The 19,292-nt window shown below is 67.7% G+C and carries 8 protein-coding genes and 2 pseudogenes; 3 read left to right on the top strand and 7 right to left on the bottom strand.

The window, feature by feature from the left end:
- Positions 1 to 5 precede the first annotated feature (5 nt).
- Both ACF09K_RS33805 and ACF09K_RS33800 read left to right on the top strand, forming a co-directional pair.
- Entirely contained in the window at positions 6 to 200 is a 195-nt protein-coding gene (locus tag ACF09K_RS33805) for a DUF397 domain-containing protein (RefSeq protein WP_392249168.1), read from the top strand.
- Between the two features lie 234 nt (positions 201 to 434).
- A pseudogene (locus ACF09K_RS33800) lies at positions 435 to 1,306 on the top strand (IS5 family transposase).
- A gap of 21 nt (positions 1,307 to 1,327) precedes the next feature.
- On the opposite strand, the gene ACF09K_RS33795 reads toward ACF09K_RS33800, so the two are convergent.
- From ACF09K_RS33795 to ACF09K_RS33765, 7 genes and pseudogenes are all read right to left on the bottom strand, one after another.
- Positions 1,328 to 1,930 carry a hypothetical protein gene (locus ACF09K_RS33795; protein WP_392249167.1) on the bottom strand — a complete coding sequence of 201 codons (603 nt, stop codon included), beginning with the start codon at positions 1,928 to 1,930 and terminating at the stop codon, positions 1,328 to 1,330.
- 6 nt (positions 1,931 to 1,936) lie between these two features.
- A complete protein-coding gene (locus ACF09K_RS33790; RefSeq protein ID WP_392249166.1) occupies positions 1,937 to 8,974 on the bottom strand; it encodes an RHS repeat-associated core domain-containing protein in 7,038 nt (2,345 codons plus the stop codon).
- Between the two features lie 113 nt (positions 8,975 to 9,087).
- Positions 9,088 to 12,708 (bottom strand): annotated as a pseudogene (locus tag ACF09K_RS33785) (LamG-like jellyroll fold domain-containing protein).
- Between the two features lie 556 nt (positions 12,709 to 13,264).
- Entirely contained in the window at positions 13,265 to 13,723 is a 459-nt protein-coding gene (locus ACF09K_RS33780; protein WP_392249165.1) for a PIN domain-containing protein, read from the bottom strand.
- A complete protein-coding gene (locus ACF09K_RS33775; RefSeq protein ID WP_392249164.1) occupies positions 13,716 to 13,997 on the bottom strand; it encodes a type II toxin-antitoxin system Phd/YefM family antitoxin in 282 nt (93 codons plus the stop codon). The genes ACF09K_RS33780 and ACF09K_RS33775 overlap by 8 nt, the downstream gene beginning before the upstream one ends.
- Before the next feature lie 185 nt (positions 13,998 to 14,182).
- Positions 14,183 to 14,473 (bottom strand): hypothetical protein, encoded by a 291-nt coding sequence (locus ACF09K_RS33770; RefSeq protein ID WP_392249163.1) that lies wholly within the window; start codon positions 14,471 to 14,473, stop codon positions 14,183 to 14,185.
- Between the two features lie 313 nt (positions 14,474 to 14,786).
- Positions 14,787 to 17,417 (bottom strand): glycosyltransferase family 1 protein, encoded by a 2,631-nt coding sequence (locus ACF09K_RS33765; protein ID WP_392249162.1) that lies wholly within the window; start codon positions 17,415 to 17,417, stop codon positions 14,787 to 14,789.
- A 1,092-nt stretch (positions 17,418 to 18,509) separates the two neighbouring features.
- On the opposite strand from ACF09K_RS33765, the gene ACF09K_RS33760 reads away from it, so the two are divergent.
- On the top strand, positions 18,510 to 19,292 hold a 783-nt coding region (locus tag ACF09K_RS33760), incomplete at its 3' end, for a maltotransferase domain-containing protein (protein ID WP_392249161.1).

Here is a 19,292-nt window from a genome sequence, read left to right as displayed (position 1 = left end):
CCGCCATGCCCGAACTCACCTGGCAGAAGTCCACGTACAGCGCCGAGGCCGCGAACTGCGTCCACGTCGCCGCCACCCCCACCGGAACCGTCCACCTCCGCGAGAGTGACGCCCCGGACACCGTCCTCACCACGACGGCACCCGGCCTACACGCCCTGATATCCGACCTCAAGAACCAGCCAGGGCTGCGCGGACAATGAGAGGTCGTTTTCACCTGCATCACCCATCTATGAGACGATTTTCGAGGCGTGGAAGGTTGATGCTGGTGAGGCTGTCGGTGCTATTGCTGTTTGCAGGGCGGGTGAGGTTGCGGATGGGACGGAAAGTGAGGTGATCCTGTCTCATCGCAGGATGTCCGGTCTCTGTGGTGGCGTGCTTCCACTGCCGCTGCTGTGCGCCTGGGCGCATTCGGTTCGCGGCAGTAGGCCGGAAGCATACCGACACGACGCCCGTATCCGAGTGATCTGTCCGGTGCACGCTGGGAGTTGATCGAGCCGGTGCTTGCCGCATGGCGGCTCGAGCGCCGCAGCAGAGCCCTGCACTTCGACCGGCCACCCGAGCACGACCTGCGCGACATCATGGACGCGATCTTGTACGTGGACCGGACCGGGGTTCAGTGGTGCTGTCTCCCGCATGACTTCCCGCCCTGGAACACCGTCTACGACTACTTCGCCAAATGGGCCGACGAGGGCGTGTTTGCCCGGCTCAACGGCTCACTCAGGCAGCTGCTGCGTGAGAAGGAGGGCCGAAATGGCGAGCCTTCGGCATGTGTGATCGACGAGCAGAGCGTCAAGACCTCCACCAGCGTCCCCGCCTCGAGCCAGGGCATCGACGCCGGCAAGAAGATCGCGTCGGCAAGAAGCGGAGCATCGTCACCGACACACTCGGCCTTCTCCTTGCCGCGCTGATCACCGCAGCCGGCGTGCAGGACTCCGTGACCGGCACTCAACTCCTGGACCAGGTGGCCGCCGACCACCCTCGGGTCCGCAAAGTGTGGGTCGACGGCGGATACCGCCGGCACCTCGTCGAGCATGCCGCCGCCCCCGGCATCGGCATGGAGATCACCGCCCGCAAGGCCGGGACCAGGGGATTCACCCCGATCCCGAAACGGTGGGCGGTGGAGCGGACCTACGGCTGGCTCATGCTAAACCGGCGCTTGGCCCGCGACTACGAAACCCTGCCCACCCGTTCCGAAGCCATGATCCACCTCGCCATGACCGGCCTCATGGCCCGCCGTCTCACCAACGAGAACACCATCTCCTGGCGTGACCCGAAAAAGACCGCAGAACACCTGATATTAGAATGAAACATCGAGCGAAAACTATCTCTAAGCCACAAGGTGCTCCAGCCTCGAAACTAAAAACTCACCGTAGCGAAGGTTAGAACCAATTTCCGCAAGTCGCTCATATCGAGGCTTGGCAATCCTTTCGCCGCGACGTTCCAAAGCCTGCAAAAGAAACCTGAATGCGAGATCAGGCGAACAGCGACGAGCGCATTTCTCAAGTTCGGAGACCAGATCGGAACCCAGGATCTCGATTGATCTTCCCAGTTCGCCCAACACCGCACCGGAATGAACGAAACCCTCTTCCCGGTCGGCCTCACCAAGTGAGGCACCCTCACCCTGAGAGAGCCACTCGTCACACCTTTCAATAATGATTCGCATCCACTGGTCTCCCGACTGAACGCGACGACCAAAGAAGTCGGAAACTTCAATACCAGATTCCCACAATTGCTCCACAGACGCCACCGGGAGCTGCTCCAGAAGACTTACCGCATCCCGGCGCAGCAGCATGACATGCCTGGGGTCAAGTCCACCCCACAGGGAATTCTCAACCACTTCCCCTTCCGATCCGGCATAATTTGACCAGTCTGCATGGAATGAGTCCATCAACCACGTCAGGCCGAAATTATCGTCTGTAAATCGATTCATGCTGACCTACCTCGGATATGCGGTCAGAACAAAGTACCCACCCGCATGACCTTTTTGCCGTTGGAGCACCATCGTATATTGGTTACCGGTCGGCGTGACCCTGCCATCAGGGTGAGCAGCCCAGCCGATCGAGTTGTTCGCCCCAAAAGATCCCTTGATGGTCAACTGTCGCTCCGAGCCCCTAAGCCACGAATTGATCCTTTTTGCATTGCCGGCCAGCCCATAATCGACCACTTGCTGAGCCGTTTGAGCGTCAAAGAATACACCATTCGGCCCACCCTTACGGACTGCCAGCGCAGTTGCCTGCTGCCGCGAAACATTCACATGTTCATCGAGAGTATGAGCCTGCCCGGGGAACCTTACCGAGTCACCAGGGAGATTATTACAGTTATGAACCAGTACTGGCGTAACCCCCGCCAGAACATAGTAGGTGTGAATTTTGTCCACACTGAGGTTGTGGACACTCGCCTGCTGAGTCCAGCGCTTGATCGCAGAGATTTGCACCATCGTGTCGGCGTTGGTGCGGAGCCACTGCCCTGGCCTCAGGTCACCGGCGTCTATCCACGCCCCCACTTCGGCTGCCCAGAACGGGTGCCCCTCGGTAGCTGTCACCGACGCGGTCCGGTCTCCGCTCTTTCCATCGACATCAATGCTTATCTTGACGAGATTCTTGTCTCCGCGCGAGACAATAGTGGCGGTAACAGTACGCTCTTCAGTTTCTCCCGATTCCGGATCCGTTGCCAGAACTTTTTCACCAACCTCAACATCTTCGATTCTTTTGGACGAACCATCCGCCAAAAGAACTTCTTCTCCAGGAAGGAAGCTATTCGGTGGCCAGCAGGACACCTTCCCACCACGCGTTATCGCGAATTCGAGAATGATCCCGAATCCTACGTTTCCGCATATCGGGCACGTGTCTTTTGACTCAATTTCCTGTACGTGCTTCCAACCTCCGTAGTAGTCACGCAGGTTCTTGCATGTCATATCAGTGCCCTGACTGAAGGTGCAACGCTCGCGAAAGTAGAGCTCGTAGTTGAGTTCAAGGCTCGCGTGCGGCATATAGGTTCCGAGCCTCTGCATCTGCGCGAGACTCGGGATCCCGTCTCCCCCCAAGTAAGCCTTGCTCAAATCCTCTTGGAGCGGAGGCGCCTGCCCCTTGCCAAGGTCCGTGACGATGCTGCCACCATCATTTGCACGAGCTGTCCCGCCGCTTCCGCCTCCACCATGTGGTGTGCCCCGCACCGTGCCGTCAGAGTTCTTCCCCCCATCGGGATCACCCGTGGTACCACCGTCGGGGCGATCCCACCCTGAGCCGTCATTGCAGCTGTCGCACCAGAGTCCGGTCGGATCGCTACCGTTGACGGGATTGTTGTTGGCATAGCTGTAGCCGTTCAGGGACTGGGGCTGGTCGACGGCCAGGATGGGGTCAACGCTGATGAACTGGCCGATCACCGGGTCGTATTCGCGGGCGCCGACGTGGGTCAGCCCCGTGGTGGTGTCACGTGTCTTGCCGAGGAAGCCCTTGTCGTCGGGCCAGGGGCCGTACAGCGGCGTGCCGCGGTCTGCGCCGAAGGGAGTGGTGTAGCGCTTGGTGAAGCCCTGTGCCGCGTCGGCGTTGATTGCCAGTGAGGACGTGCCGTGGTGGTCGCCGGCGAGGTAGGTGAGCTTGTTGGTGCCTGACTGGTTGGAGCGGAAAGCTGTTGTGATGCCGCCTGTCGAGTAGTAACGCTGGGCCCATGTGGTGCCGTCGGCGCGCAGGTGGAGTTCTGAGGCGCCGGCGTACAGCACGCGTTCGCCGTTCTGTGTGCTGCGGATCAGCAGGTTCCCGGCGGCGTCGTAGAGGTAGTCCGTGGCGCGGCCGTTCTCGGTGAGCTTGCTGAGCTTGCCTTCCTCGGACCAGAGGAGAGTCTGGCCGACGGTCGCTCCGGGACGGCTGGTGGTGTTGCCGGTGGCGTCGTAGCCGTAGGAGCGCTGCGGGGTGGTGCAGTCGGTGCCGGTGGTGGTTCCGGTCAGCGTGTGGGGCTGTGTGGGCTTGATATAGCAGTAGGTGGTCTTCGTGTCGCCGCCGGTCTTGTGGGCGGTTTCGCTGGTGCGCTGACCCGCGTCGTTGTACCCGTAGCTGGTCCAGTACGGGCCTGGCCCCGAGAGGCCGACGGCACTGCGCGCGTCCTCGCATTTCTGGGAGGACGGCGTCCAGGCTTCGATCAAACGCTGGTGGCCGTCGTAGGCGAAGCACTGGGTGTCCGTGGAGCTGGAGCCGCCCAGGCTGGTCGAATCGCTGATCGCGGTGACCTTGCCGGCTTCGTCGTATGTGTAGTCGAGGTCCTGAAGGTTGTACGAGTGGGTCTGGTCCTTGACGTTGCTGCGCTTCAGGCGACCGGTGCCCTCCTCGTAGGTGTTGGTGATGAAGATGTCCTTGTTGCCGGCTCCACCCAAGCCCAGGGTCAACTGCTGCGGCTGGGTGAGGGCCGAGTAGGCGACGCCCCGCAGGTAACCCATCCCGGCGCTGCCGGCAAGCCCGGTCGGGTTGCCCAGGCCGTCGTAGCTGTACTGGAGGGGTTCGGACGGCAGCCTGCCGAGCGCCGGTTCCGTGGCCGTCTGCAGTGTGCCGTCGACGTTGTAGGACGTCTGGAAAGCCAGTTTGGACGGCTGGCCCGCGGTCACGAACGGGTCAGTGGGGGGCAACTGGAGTTCGGTGCCGAGAGGTCGGCTCAGGTTGTCGTACGCGGTCACTGCCTGCGTGTAGGAGCTGCCCGTCTTGCCGCCGACGTAACGGGTGGAGGAGGAGGGCTGCCCCTTGAGAAGGGTGTCGTAGGTATAACCGGTGAGCTGGTTGGCGTCCGTCTCGGAGTTCTTCCATGTGCCGGTGACGCGGCTCAGCTCGTCGTACTTGGTCAGGAGGGAGATGCCACGTGCGTCCGTGACCTTGACGGCCCGGTCGAGGCCGTCGTACGCGGTGGTCGTGGTGCCTCTGTCCGGATCGGTGGCTTTGGCCTGGCGGCCGAACAGGTCATAGACGTACGACCAGACGGCTCCGTCCGGGCCGGTGATCGATTTCTGCTTGCCGTCCGGCTCGTAGGCGAACTTCGTGGACGTGTACGAGGCTCCGGGACCGGTACCGAAGGACGTGTCAGCCGGGCTCGTACCCGTGTACTCGCGGTTCTCTATCGTCTGGCCGCGTACGTCGGTGATCGTACGCGCGGCCGAAGCACCGTCGAGTGCGGTCGTCGCAACGGAGTCGCCGGTGTAGCTCGTCGTTGTGGACCACTTCTTGACACCGTAGACGTACAGGGTGCTGGTCGTGGAGCGACCCGCTCCGTCGAACACCGTCTGCGATTGAGCAGGGGTCTGGCCGTACTCGGCGCGGGTGTAGGTGCCGTTCGGAGTGCTGGTGCCGTCAAAGATGTCCGCGTACGTCTCGTAGGCCAGGCCACGGGTGTCGTAGCGCGTGTCCGTCAGAAGACGGCCACCCTGCGGAGTCGGGGACTGGGTCTGCAGCGGGCGGAGCAGCGAGTCGTAGAGGGCGTAACCGGTGTTGTAGGTCTTGCCGTCGTTCTTCAGCGTTGAGGTGGACACCCAGGACGGCTTGGTGTTGTCGAGGTGGTAGGCGAAGGTCGCGTTGGCCGCATCCCCGTTTGCCCGGTTCCGATCGGGTTGCCAGACGGCGGTCAGGCGGCCGAGCGCGTCATAGGTGCTCTCGGTCTTCTTCGAGTTGATGTCGAAGGTCCGCGTCGACAGGCCACGCCTTGGGTCGAAGTACTGGTACGACTTGTACAGCTTGGGAGCGGGACCGGTGACGCCGATCCTGGTCAGCGGGCCCGAGTCCACGGGGATGTAGGCCGTGGAGACGGTCTCGTCCTTGGTGTTGGTGACGGTCAGAGGACGGCCTAGCGTGTCGTACGTCGTTCTGGCCACGGTCTGCCAGCCGGAGGGAAAACGTTCACCGGCGGAGTCGGCGGTGACGGCGTAACCGGTGGCACGGCCGGTCCAGGTCACCTGGCCCTTGGTGGGTGTCTGGGTCGCCGACCAGGTGGTGGCGTTCGCGGTGTCGTAGACCGTGGCGGTGTCTGCCAGTACGTTTCCCCGAACAGGATTGGCGGGGTCCATGGTCGCGGGCATGGCCAGCAAGGTGTCCGCCGTCGCACAGGTGCGGGCGACCGTGCGGGTGCGGGAGACCAAGCTGGTCAAGCCGGCATCGGCGTTGCGTGCGTACCAGGTGCGCGTGCACGTCTCGTCGTCGGCCTTGCCGACCTGACCGGAATCCTCGAAGGTGACCGGCATGCCGTAGCTGTCGAAGGTCGTTGCTGTCTGCCGCTCACGCCACGTCTGGGACGCCGTCAGGTACGTGTAGCCGTGCGTCTTCGCCGTTCGCACGTAGCGGGCGACGTGATCACCGGCGCCGGGCACGGTCTGGTGGGCGGTCTCCTTCGACCACGGGTCGTTCACCGTCGCCGAGATTGCCGTGGAGCCGTCGTAGGTGACCTGCTCGCGCAGCTGACCGGCATACTCGTCGCTGTCGGTGAGAGCGGTGGCGCCGAGGGCCGGAGACGTGAGGGGGGAGACGGTGACCGACTTGGTGGTGCCGTCCTTGTTCTTGTCACCGTGCATGCCCTGGAGGTACAGGGAGACCGTCCGGGAACGGGTGACATCCGTCGCACCGGTCCATGCCGTCACCTGGCGGTAGCCCCGCCAGTCGGACCAGGTCCGCTCGTCGGCCGGCGTGAACGGCTCGTCGTTGTAGTGCCAGGCCGCGCCGCTGTAGGAGTAAGCGTGCTCGACCGTTTCGTTGGCAGCGGCCGGGTCGGAGACGGTCACGGCCAGTACGCGGTACTTGTGGAACCAGTCGATCGAGGCGTCCGCTGACCCGTTGATGTTCCAGAACTGCGGGTAGCACGAGCGGGTGTTGCTGTCCGGTGCCGCGCCCAGGACCTCGCTGCGCACACACTCCTCACCCGACAACGTCACCGTCGTGATCGCACCCGTCTCCGAGGTGATCGTCGAGACGCGGGGACGGGTGAGAGGCAGGATGTTGTCCGTGGCATCCACCCGGTTGGGCCGCATCTGGTACGTGAACGACACCGGATTCGCGGTGATGCTCGTGTCGCCCGCCTTGCCCGTCCGCTTCAGCGACTTCAGAGTCAGCACCTGGTCGGAGCTGTCGCCGATGTCCCCGCCGTCCAGGTAGTCCTGCACCAGGTCCCAGGAGTCCACAGCGTCGTAGGCGGATGTGGTGGCGTTGTAGGAGAAGGTGTCGATCCCGGTCAGGCGCTTGCGGGAGAAGAAGGACGGACCGGCCGCGTTGCACTCGTCGTCGCCGCTGGAGCAGATCGCGTCGAACGGCACGTCCGGCCAGTTGTCGGCCGTGTCCTTCGTCAGGCTGGAGCAGTCCGAGGCGGTGCAGCGCTCGGCGTGGGAGAAGGTGACCTTGGCGTCCGCCTTGTCGGTGAACAGCGCGCCTGCGCGCAGGCCGTACTCGATCCGGGTGAGGTAGCCACCGCGCGTGTAGGAGGCGTTCGCGGTTGTCGCCTTGTTCTTCTTGTAGTAGTTCGACTCCTTCGTGTACCAGTACGTGGCCGCGTTGCCACGGGTGTCCTCGACGTGGTCGAGGTTCCACCGCCACGCCTGGGTCAGCGCCCGGTCGGCGAAGGCGTCACCGGCCGCGTAGCCCGGCTCTCCCGAGTCGTCACCGAACACCGGCACGGTCCAGACCGAGTTGGTGCGCTGCGTGTCCGCGCCCGTCAGCTTGTCCAGACCGAACACGTACTTGGTGCCGTCACCCGTCGTGACGGTCCAGTACTCACCGTTGTCGTCACCGTTGTCCGCGCCCGAGGAACGCGTCACCTTCGAGGCGTCGTCGTTCTCCAGCCGCCACTGGCCGCTGCCGTCGTCCTTGACCAGCCGGCTGGCCTTGCCGTTCAGGACCAGGCGCGCGTTGTCGTACTTCCAGCACTGGTCGAAGACGTCCGTGTGACCATCGTCGTCACAGGAGTCGTAGGAGCGTTCGACGTAGGAATCGGTGAGCGTGAACCCCTCACCGACCGCCGAGCCCTGGTTGTTGGTCGTGGCGGTACGGCCGTCGACACTGCCGGAGTCGTACGTCAACGACGGTCCGGGCGCCGGGCCCGCCGCCGCGGGCGGCACCGTAAAGCCGTACGACCAAGTGAAGGAACCCGAACTGCCCCCGGCCTGCCACGAGGAGGACTCCGAGAGTGGAGTGGCCGAGAAATCCCCGGCGCCGTTGGGCGACTGCCCGGAACCAGCGCTGGATGCCGTGACAGCAAGCACCGTGGCGGACGTGGCGCCCTCGGCTGCGCGCATCAGCTGAGCGGTCTTGCCGGCCGTGGCCCCGCCGAGACCGACCTTCGCCGAGACCGACTCGTCGGCGGTGTCGTTGTCGGAAGGCAGCGGTTTCTGTGTACGGCACTCCGGCTTCTGGGGGGTCGTCAGGGCACAGGTGGGCATCTGCACCACGCTCAGGCGCTGGGACCACCCTCCACCGATGACCGAGGCGAAGCCGCTGTAGTCGACGCGTACTTCCGCGGTCCCCGCGGATTCCGCCTCGGCCGTCAGCAGCACACCCGTGACGCCCGCCTTGCGGGCCGCCGTCTGGTCCAGCGCCGTCACCCGGACGGTACCGGCCGCTGCGGCCCCGGCGCCGGGTGACGGCGTCATCGTGACCGCGAGACCACCCGGATCGACGGTTCTCGACTTACCCGCCGCGAGAGTCAAGGTCGCCGCGCCGCCTCCGGGCCAGACGGCCTTCCGCTCCGTGCGGGCCCTGGCCGCCTGAGCGGCGTTGGCCTTCTTCTCCCGGGCGACCTGCTCACGGGCCTTCTTCGCGCCCGGGCCGTCGAACTCCTCGACCTTGCTCACCCGGGACTCGGGAACATCGGGCCGTCCCGGGCCCTTGGCACCTGCGGCCTCGGCCACCTGGGCCACACCCACCGGCACCACCAGCGCCAGACTCAACGACTGCACCAGCAGCCGGGCGCGGTACCGCGCACCTCCGTGACGTCGTCTCGAGATGCCTATGCCAAAGACCATCGTTTTCGTCCCCACCCAGTCCCGTAATGAAGAGCTCGCCCAACGCCGCGAATCGCCGCTTCCGCGGCGGCTGGGGGTGGGGCGGCTGCAGCTGCCCCACCCCTGTGCACCCGTCAATCACCCACGAGGTCCCCGACCTGTGCGAAGCCGCCCATCGCACCGGCCCACACGCGCACTTCCGCGACACCACCGGGCAGATAGTGCTGCCAGGCGCCGCTGGTGAAGCCCTTGCCGACGGCGAAGTCGCCCGAACCCGCCTTCGCCGTGAACACCTCGGCGTCCCCGTTGGGGATGCCCCCCACATAGAGGCTGATCGCGCCGTCCCGGTCCTGGGCGTCGAAGACGCCCGTCAGCCGGACCATGCCGTCCACCAGGGCACTGTCCCGGGAGACCACGGACGAGAAGGTACCGTCGGCGTTCAGACGTCCGAAGTGCCACTTGCCGACCGGCACCGCGTGTTCCACTCCGTCGTCGTCGAGCACGATGTCCTGGCCGGTCAGCTTGTACCAGAGTCCCCATGCCGACCCGTCCGCCGCCCGTTGGCCCACTATCTGGCCGGTGTACCCGGCGGGCTTGCCGACGAGTTCGTCCCCGTCCACGGACACCAGCGTCGTCACGGTGAACGACCCGGTGTCGTCGACGATCGGCCCGGCTACGGCGGAGGCGTCGTCGACGCCGTCCAGCACGATCGACTCTCCGTCCAGCGACGCCCCACCGGTCAGCGCCAGTGACTTCCCGTAGCCGGAAGTGGTGTCCGGGACGCTGGTGCCGCTGCCACGGTCCGCCGACCAGTCGGCGACCAGCTCCACATGGTTGTACATGTCGAACTGCGCCAGCTTCGCCTCTTCTGCGACCTCGATCGCGGACAGGTCCCGCTGCCACACCGACACCTCGTCAGCCGAGCCCTTGAAGTAGTCGGTGTAGGCGTCGGCCCAGATACCGCGTCCGATCTGCAGCGGACCGGTCGCCTTCCACGCTGTGCCCGCATCGACGGAACTCTGGAGTCAGCCGTTGAGGTAGAGGCTGATCTTCTTCGTCGCGGCGTCGTGCACCCCGACCACGTGGGTCCACACGTCGCGCGCCGTGGCCTGCTGAGCGCTCGCCTTGCGGATCGCACCGTCACCGGCCAGCACGCTCATGCTCCACTTGTTGTCACCCCCGCCGGCGTACGACAGCCCGAAGGGGATGTACTTCTGGCTGAAAGGACTGCCGCTCTCAGGGGTCTGGGTGAGCACCGTCATGGTGCCTGCGGCACTGGCGTCGACACGCACCCAGGCGGAGACGGTGTAAGAAGCCGAGGTGTCCAGGACCGTGCCAGCGCTCGCCGCGTAGGCGGTGGTGCCGTTGAGATTCAGGCCCTTGTCCGTCGCCGGCGTCGCGAGCGCTGTCCCGGTGTCGTCGTGTGTCACCAGTCCGCGGCGTCCTCGGTCGTCGCGAGTCGCGCCGCCGTTCAGCGCCACGTCGTCCGCACCGTCCCAGGTCCCGGAGTCCACAGCCGCACCGTCGGCCTCGTCGAAGCGCCAGTGCCCTACCGGGTCCTGACCCTCGTCGACCATGAACTCGACGGGCGTTTCCGCGCCGTAACGACCGGTGCCGACGTTGTCCTTGGCCCGGACGTACAAGGTGTATTTGCCTGCCTGTGCAGGGGTGATCGTGAACGTCGGCGAAGACACCGCCCGGTCGGCCGACCATGTGGAGCTGCCACCCACGCCGGTGGAGAACTTGTACTGATAGGCGACGACGTTGGTGTCCACTGCCGCCGGCTTGAAGGTGAACGTGCCCGGTACGCCAGGACCGCCGTGTGCCACACAGTCGTTGCTGAGGCACTCCGTGTACGGCGTTCCGAAGGTCACCTGGGGCGCCTTCGGCGCGGTCGGGTCGACCTTGAAGTAGCAAAGCGAGCTGTAACCGGAGTTCAACCGATTGGTGCCGTCCTCGTAGTACGACAGGGTCAGTGCCTTCAGCCGGTACAGGACGCCTTCTTGCAGTGTGGGCAGGCTCTTGGACTGCTTGACCAGGTTGCCGACGTATCCGGAGGTCGGGCTGTCGAGGTCGGCGTGGGCAAGCGTCCACGTCGTGCCGTCGTACTTCTCGGTGCGCCAGCGGATGCGCAGGCTGGCTCCGACAGAACCGCCGCTGGCCGTGCGCGGCTTGCCCTGCACCAGTGGTGTCGGGTCAGAAACGATGTTCGGGACGGCGGAGTTCGATGCGCACACGTAGGACGAGCCGGAAACCATACCGACCTCCGTCGGCGTGTCCGGCAGTCCGACATACTTCACCGCCAAGGTGGCGTCGTTCTTGAACCTCTTCCACGCCGAGGGATCGGACTCGTCGTGAGCTTTGACCTCAAGAGTCAGCCGGGAGAACTTGCCCGCCGCGAAGTTGCGCACAGTCGGAGTGAGGTTTTCGTTCGTCTCCGCAGCGCTGTCGTTGAACTCGACCGGCGCATCCGGTGAATCCGGGTCGCACAGCGATCCCCGCCCAGCCGAAATGTTGACGTCCACCATCAGATCCAGCTCGGCCGGCCGCGACGACCACGTGGTGGCGGAGGAGATGTTGTTCGTGCGGACCAGATCCACCCAGCGGGGATCACACTGGAACGCCCAGGGCTCGGTCACCCGGAACGTTGCGTCCAGGATGTTCTTGCCCTTGAGGTTGGCCGGCGAGAACTCGAAGTACAGCTTCTGCACGTAGCCCGGACCGCAGTAGTAGCCGTTCCAGGTACCGCACTTGCCGGCGCCCTTGCCCTGGTCGTCGTCGCCGTTGGACCAGCCGTAGGACTCGTAGCCGTCGCTGCGCAGCAGCGTGCGCTCCGACTCACCCCACGACACGGTCGGGTCGATGAACACGGGGAACGCCGACGCCTCGGTCTTCGTGAGCATCTCCGCGTCCGGCATCACGGACAAGGAGTTCTCGGTGACCGCCACGTCCATGCGGGCCACCGTGTCGCCCTGCCCGGGTTCCAGGCCGGAACCCGAGGGTGCGCTCTCCGACGGGTCGGACGGCTCGGCCTCGGCGGTACCCGGCGTGTCCGCCGTCACCAACTGCGGTTGCGCCGCGGAGCCCTCACCGGCCGAGTCCCACATCCGCGCGGGCGGCGACCGGAACACCGTACGGCCGTTGCCGTCGACGGCCGTGAGGCTGCCGGAAGCCCCCTCGTGCAGATCCAGCCCCTCGACGCTGAGCCCGAAAGTAAGCTTCTTCAACTCGTCGTTCGCCGCGGCCTCAGGCGTTTTGACCACGAACACGGGCTGGAAGCTCTCGGGGGTCGCCGTCACCCTCAGATCGACGCCTGGCAGTACGTCGCCGTATAAGGCGCTTGGCCCGTCCAGTTGCGGAGCAGGCAACTCCCCCGGCCAGTCGAGCTCAAGCGACCTTCCCTCATCCGAGATGCGCGCCAACGGCGCCTTCTCGTCCCCCGCCGAGAACTCGACCTCCACAGCTGCGGCCTTCGGCCCCACCGAGCCGTCGGAACGTTTCACCAAGGTCGCGTCCGGAGCCTGCCAGCCACCGCCCGGAGCAGCCACCCGCACGGGAACGGCCGACTCCTCCAAAGTGAACGTGAAGCCGTCGGGGTTGGCGTAAACCGTCGTCCTCTCCGAGCGCTCTCCTGTCACCTCCACCCGTCGGCCGGACTCCTTGGCGTCCGCAAGAGCCTGCTGCCCCTCGGACAACGGCGCGGGATCGGACTCCGTCGCGGACGCCTGCTGCACGGGCAGCACCAGGATTCCCAACAGCACGGCGAACGCGGTCGCAGTAGCCCTGTTCCCTCTGCGGCGCCCATGTCTCAACCGACCTGACGCACGTCTGTAGCCCCGCCCCACCGGCGCTGTTCCCCCGCCCTCAAAGTCACAAGATCCTCAAAGATCGGTCACATTGAAAACCCACTCTTCACATTGCGTCAAGGGATCATCACGATGCGCAAACACCCCGTATGACTCCAAGCGATAAGGAACGGGTCCCGTAGCAAACACAAGTGCCACAGGACCCGTTTTCACCTCACATCCCCCTCCCTCAGGAACACCTCCGATCCCTGCAGCGACACCTCCAACGACACCGCCACCGGGCCTAGTTACACGCCCGAGGCGGTCAGGAAGTGGTCAGGGAGGGCACAGAACACGCAGCCGCAGGGGGACCGTGCGGTCTGCGAGAAGAGGGCCTTCACAGAGCCGGCGCCGCCCAGGGTCGCAATCGCCGCCCTCATCATGGTGGCGCCCGGCTGGCAGGCCTGATCCACAACCTCAAGGACCGCCCAGGGCCGCGCGGGCGCTGAAGACCCCCCGTGACGCGTCAGCCGTCGAGATCGTCGGGCAGGAGCCGAAACACGTCGTGTCGGGTCAGGGGGCGTACGACGCGGAAGTGTTTGTCCGTGGTGAGGACGGCGTCAGTCCGGTAGGCCGCGGCGAGGGCGGCGTTCATGGCGTCCGTCAGACCCACCCCCTTGCCGCCGCCGAGATCCTGATAGGCCTGAGCCACGCTGACGGCCGTCCGGAAATGGGGGCCGACATCGGGAATCTCGAATCGTTGGAGATCCGCCTGCTTGCCGATGAAGTCGAGGGCGATACCGGCCGCACGACTCCCACTCTTCTCACTGATGAGGTAGTCCAGTTCGGCGAGTACGAGGGGCGAGATCACCAAGTGGCCGACGCGGGCGAGCGCGGCGACGTGCTCGGCGTGACGCGGATCCTTCTTCGCGAGGACGCGGTAGAGGCCGTTGGTGTCGGCGATGGCGACCGGCACGCTAGTCATCGAGGCCGCCCCCCATGCCGCGCAGGGTGGCGCCGATCTCCTCGTCCGTGACAGCGGGCAGGTCGAGATCGGGGATGTCCAGGTCCCCCATGGGATCGGTGCGGAATTGATGGACAGGCTCGTCCAGACGCTCTATCGGGACGATGCCCATGATCGGCCGGCCGTTCCGGGTGACGATCAGGGTCGCCCCCGCTTCGACCTGCTCCGCGATCCTGCTGGGCTGGTTGAGCGCCCGGAGCGGTACGACTTCGGACTGACTCGGGTCTGCGGTCATACCTCGAACGTACCACGGCGTACCACGTCAGAGCGGTTCGATGGGATACCCCGGTGCCGTCGCGGGTGTGCGCACGAAGGCTTCCTCCATGGCCGGACAGGACACATACGGATCCCCACGACGGACACCCCGGCAACGGCGACCGGAGCGGGGCGGAGCGGCAGGGGCCGGTGCCCGTGCCGCGGTCACGTCGGAATGAACCCCGGCCACCAGGGCGGGACGTTGTCCGGGCACACCGGGGCGGGGTAGGAGTCGGGCAGGCCGAGCCAGGTGACGAGGAACCAGGTGAACCAGAGCGTGAGGGCGAGCCCCACGGCCAGGGCGGCCCCGGGGTGACGTCTTCCGAGGGTGGCGTGCAGGACCACCCACGGAAGCGCGGCGGCGATCCATGTCAGGGGGGCCAGGAACAGCAGGGCCGCGCCGTTGGCCGCCGCGCCGCCGCCGATGTCGCAAGCGGCCCAGGCCCTTCCGATCACGACGGTGGACACCACCGCGGCCGGCCCGCCGAAGAGGACACCGTGGAGGACACCTGAGCGGACACCGGAACGCGTTCCCGTGAACCCGCGACCCCGAAGGCGCGGCGGCCCTGCTGTCACGATCGTCTCCCCCCGCCTCGCCGTGGACGCGGAGCGTACCAACGGTCCGGGGCGGTCCTCCGGGAGTGCGGCCCACCCCGCCCCGCCCCGCCGCCAGGAAGCGGCAGCGGCGGCGGCAACCGCAGCGGCGGCGGACGGGCGTCGCCGGGGCTCCCCGGACCCCGGCGACGAAGAGACGAGGAACCAGGAACCCCTACCGCATCAACACCCCCGCCCCCTCCACCAGTTCCTCCGAGGGCACCGCCACCAGTCCCAGCTCCGCACCCGAGGCGAGCAGCGGGTGGTCGGGGAGGACGCGGACCGTGTAGCCGTACGGGCCCGTGCGGTCGAGGGAGAGGGGACCCTCGTAGAGCCGGCTGCCCTCGGGGTCGGGGCCGCCCAGGGGTTTCAGGGGGACGGCCGTGGCGTCCGTGATGCGGTCCTCCGCGTCGACGCGGCCGGAGACGGCCTGGACCTCGACGTCGTCGGGGGTGAGGTCGCCGAGGCGCAGGCGGACCCGCAGGGCGAGGGTCGTGCCGAGTTCGGCGGTCGGGGTGACCGCGGAGGTCTCGACGTGGTCGACGGTGACCGCGGGCCAGGCGGCGCGCACCTTCGCCTTCCAGGCGGCGAGGTCGCGGGCCGCGTCGGGGTCCAGGGCCCGGTGGGCCCGGGCGGCGGGGACGTAGAGCCGTTCGACGTACTCGCGGACCATGCGGCCGGCCAGCACCTTGGGGCCGAGGTGGGTGAGGGTCTGGCGGACCATCTCGATCCAGCGGTCGGGCAGCCCGCCCGCGCCGCGCTCGTAGAAGCGCGGGGTGACGCGCTGCTCCAGGAGGTCGTACAGCGCCGCCGCCTCGATGTCGTCGCGGTGGTCGGTGTCGGTGTCGGTGTGGGGGCCCGAGCCGTCGGCGGTGGGGATGGCCCAGCCGAAGTCGGGCCGGAACCACTCGTCCCACCAGCCGTCCAGGACGGAGAGGTTGAGGCAGCCGTTGAGGGCCGCCTTCATGCCGGACGTGCCGCAGGCCTCCAGCGGGCGCAGCGGGTTGTTCAGCCAGATGTCGCAGCCGGGGTACAGCTTCTGCGCCATGCCCATGCCGTAGTCGGGGAGGAAGACGATGCGGTGGCGCACGCGCGGGTCGTCGGCGAAGCGCACCAGTTCCTGGATGAGGCGTTTGCCGCCGTCGTCCGCCGGGTGCGCCTTGCCGGCCACGACGATCTGGACCGGCCGCTCGGGGTGCAGGAGCAGCTCCGTCAGCCGGTCGCGGTCCCGCAGCATCAGCGTGAGCCGCTTGTACGACGGGACGCGGCGGGCGAACCCGATGGTGAGGACGTCGGGGTCGAGCACGCCGTCGATCCAGCCCAGTTCGGCCGCGGTCGCGCCGCGCTGCCGCCAGGAGGCGCGGAGCCGGTCCCGTACCTCCGCGACGAGCTGTCCGCGCAGGTCGCGGCGGAGGTTCCAGATCTCCTCGTCGGCGATCTCGGCGACGGAGTCCCAGCGGTCGGAGCCGCCCACGCTCAGCGCGTCCTCGGCCCGCCGGTCGCCGATCTGCCGGGCGCCCAGCCGCAGCACCTCGGGCGCGACCCAGGTGGGGGCGTGCACGCCGTTGGTGACGGAGGTGATGGGCACCTCCTCGGGGTCGAAGCCGGGCCACAGGCCGGCGAACATCTCGCGGCTGACCTGGCCGTGCAGGAGGGAGACGCCGTTGGCGCGCTGGGCGAGGCGCAGGCCCATGACGGCCATGTTGAAGAGGTTCGGCTCGCCGCCCGGGTAGGTCTCCCTGCCCAGGGCGAGGACGCGGCCGACGTCGACGCGGGGGAGTTCCGCGCCGGGCCCGAAGTGGCGGGCGACGAGTTCGCGGTCGAAGCGGTCGATGCCGGCCGGGACGGGGGTGTGCGTGGTGAAGACGGTTCCGGCCCGGACCGCCTCCAGGGCGGAGTCGAAGTCGAGCCCCCCGTCGCACAGCTCGGCGATCCGCTCCAGGCCGAGGAACCCGGCGTGCCCCTCGTTGGTGTGGAACACCTCGGGCGGGGCGTGCCCGGTCAGCCGGCAGTACGCGCGGACCGCGCGGACACCTCCTATGCCGAGCAGCATCTCCTGGAGCAGCCGGTGCTCGCTGCCGCCGCCGTAGAGCCGGTCGGTCACCCCGCGTTCGCCGGGGTCGTTGTCCTCGGTGTCGGAGTCGAGCATGAGCAGCGGCACCCGGCCGACCTGGGCCAGCCAGATCCTGGCGTGCAGCCGTTTTCCGCCGGGGAGGGCGAGCCAGACCTGGGCGGGGGTGCCGTCCTCCTCCTTCAGCTGGGTCACCGGCAGCTCGTTGGGGTCGAGGACGGGATAGTGCTCCTGCTGCCAGCCGTCGCGGGAGAGGGTCTGGCGGAAGTAGCCGTGCCGGTAGAGGAGCCCGACCCCGATGAGGGGGACGCCCAGGTCGCTGGCGGCCTTGAGGTGGTCGCCGGCGAGGATGCCGAGGCCGCCGGAGTACTGGGGCAGGGCGGCCGTGACGCCGAACTCCGGGGAGAAGTAGGCGACGGCGGCGGGCAGCCCCGCGGACTGCTGCTGGTACCAGCGGTCGCCCGTCAGGTAGGCGTGCAGGTCGTCGGCGGCGGCGGTCAGCCGGCCCAGGAAGCGGTCGTCCCCGGCCAGTTCCCGCAGGCGGGCCGCGTCCACGGCACCGAGCAGCCGTACCGGGTCGCCGCCCGAGGACGCCCAGTGATCGGGGTCGACCTGCCGGAAGAGGTCACGGGTTTCCGCGTGCCATGACCAGCGCAGATTGCGCGCCAGGTCACTGAGCGGCCGGAGGGGTTCGGGGAGAAGGGGTCGGACAGTGAATCGACGGATCGCCTTCACATTCCACCTCGGCGTGCGTGAGGAAGTGGCGCACGGCAGTGTGCGTCAACGTCTCTGACGACGGTACCGGCGTCGGCACCGGACTTGCTGGAGGCCCCCGCCGCCGGGCCCGTGCTTTCGGCCGTCGACGGATCTTTTCGCGCCACGCCGGACGGCACCGGCCGGCGCCGGACGGCGCGGGAGGACCCGGCCCGGCCCGGCCGGCTCCCGCTGCCGCCCTGACCGGCGCCCCGCAACCCCCGAGTGCGCCCCTTCATGGCCGATTACACCCCCACGGGCCACCTTGTGACACTTCGCGCCGCACGAGAGGCTGCGGGTGACACACCCGGCACCGCCGTCCCGTACGGATCCGTCCCGTACGGGCTCGTCCCGTACGGGTCGCCGCGCGCCGGTCCGCCACGCACCGAGTCGAGGAGGGGAACCCGGACCATGGCCCGGCCCCGATCCGTCCGCCCCGGAGTGTCCACCGGCTGCACGGGGCACACGAGCGACACGGGACGCCCGGCCTGTTCCGGTACGGCTCCGGACGGCTTCCGGTACGGCGGCGGTGTCACCGTACGTCGCGGGCACGGCCGCGGCGTTTCCGACCGCGCAACCGAGAGGACTCCGCGCCGATGGAAAAGAGGCCGGCCACCAGGGCCACGAGCGGCAAGGTGTCCGGCCGGACCCCCGCTTCACCGGACGAAATCCGGCGAGTACCGCATTCGTCGGAATTGCCCCGCGGACGAGGCACGACTTCATGAATACCTGCGCGCCACCAGTTAGCAACGTGCCGGATTGCTCACCCGAATAGGGTGGGAAGGCTCCTCCGGTACAGAACCCGTACGACCCGTACAACTCGTACGACGTCGTACGGGCCGTACGACGTCGTACGGCCCGTACGCCCCGTACGCCCCGTACGACCAGAGCACGCCGTACGACGAGAGCGCGCCGTGCGACGTGCCCGACCCCGGCACCCGGCCGCCGGACCGCGCCCCGGCGCGCCCGGTCACCGGCACACCCCGTACCACCGGCACCACCCAGCACCTACGCCGCAGGACCCACCTCCCCACATCCATCCGCCCACCCTCGTTGATGCGGACAGGAGCGGTCATGCCCGCCACGCACCACTCGTCAGCACCCCCGACACCCCCTCGCACCACAGCACCGCCCCCCGCGCGTCCCGCCACCGCCGGACCGCCGGCCCCGGAGCGATCCTCCGCGGGTGACGGGACGGCCGTGGGGCGCATCCCCGTCCTCGACGTCCGCCCGGTCGTCCAGCGCGGCCGCCGCCCGGCCAAGGCGGTCACCGGAGAGACGTTCCAGGTCTCGGCCACCGTGTTCCGCGAGGGGCACGACGCCGTCGCCGCCAACGTCGTGCTGCGCGGCCCGGACGGCCGCCCCGGCCCCTGGACGCCGATGCGCGAGCTGGCCCCCGGCACCGACCGCTGGGGCGCCGACGTCACCCCGGACGAGGTGGGCCACTGGACGTACACCGTGGAGGCCTGGAGCGACCCGGTCAGCACCTGGCGGCACCACGCGCGCATCAAGATCCCCGCGGGCATCGACACCGAGCTGGTGCTGGAGGAGGGCGCCCGGCTGTACGAGCGCGCCGCCGCCGGGGTGCCCGAGGCCGACGCGGACGCCCCGGCGAAGCGGGACGTCCTGCTCGCCGCGGTCGACGCCCTGCGCGACGAGGACCGTCCGGCGGCCTCCCGGCTGGCGGCGGCGCTCGACCCCGAGGTGGACGCGGTGCTGGCCCGCCATCCGCTGCGGGAACTGGTCACCGAGTCCGAGACGCTGCCGCTGCTGGTGGAGCGGGAGCGGGCGTTGTACGGGTCGTGGTACGAGTTCTTCCCGCGGTCGGAGGGCACTGCCGAGCGGCCGCACGGGACG

This window comes from Streptomyces sp. NPDC014882, assembly GCF_043081325.1.
Classification (GTDB): Bacteria; Actinomycetota; Actinomycetes; order Streptomycetales; family Streptomycetaceae; genus Streptomyces.
The sequence above is the reverse complement of the archived record's forward strand: the minus strand, read 5'-3'. Positions and strand labels throughout refer to the sequence as shown.

Coding starts and splice junctions, on each gene's coding strand:
- ACF09K_RS33805 (WP_392249168.1), top strand. CDS start 6: ATGCCCGAACTCACCTGGCAGAAGTCCACGTACAGCGCCGAGGCCGCG.
- ACF09K_RS33795 (WP_392249167.1), bottom strand. CDS start 1,930: ATGAATCGATTTACAGACGATAATTTCGGCCTGACGTGGTTGATGGAC.
- ACF09K_RS33790 (WP_392249166.1), bottom strand. CDS start 8,974: ATGGTCTTTGGCATAGGCATCTCGAGACGACGTCACGGAGGTGCGCGG.
- ACF09K_RS33780 (WP_392249165.1), bottom strand. CDS start 13,723: ATGACTAGCGTGCCGGTCGCCATCGCCGACACCAACGGCCTCTACCGC.
- ACF09K_RS33775 (WP_392249164.1), bottom strand. CDS start 13,997: ATGACCGCAGACCCGAGTCAGTCCGAAGTCGTACCGCTCCGGGCGCTC.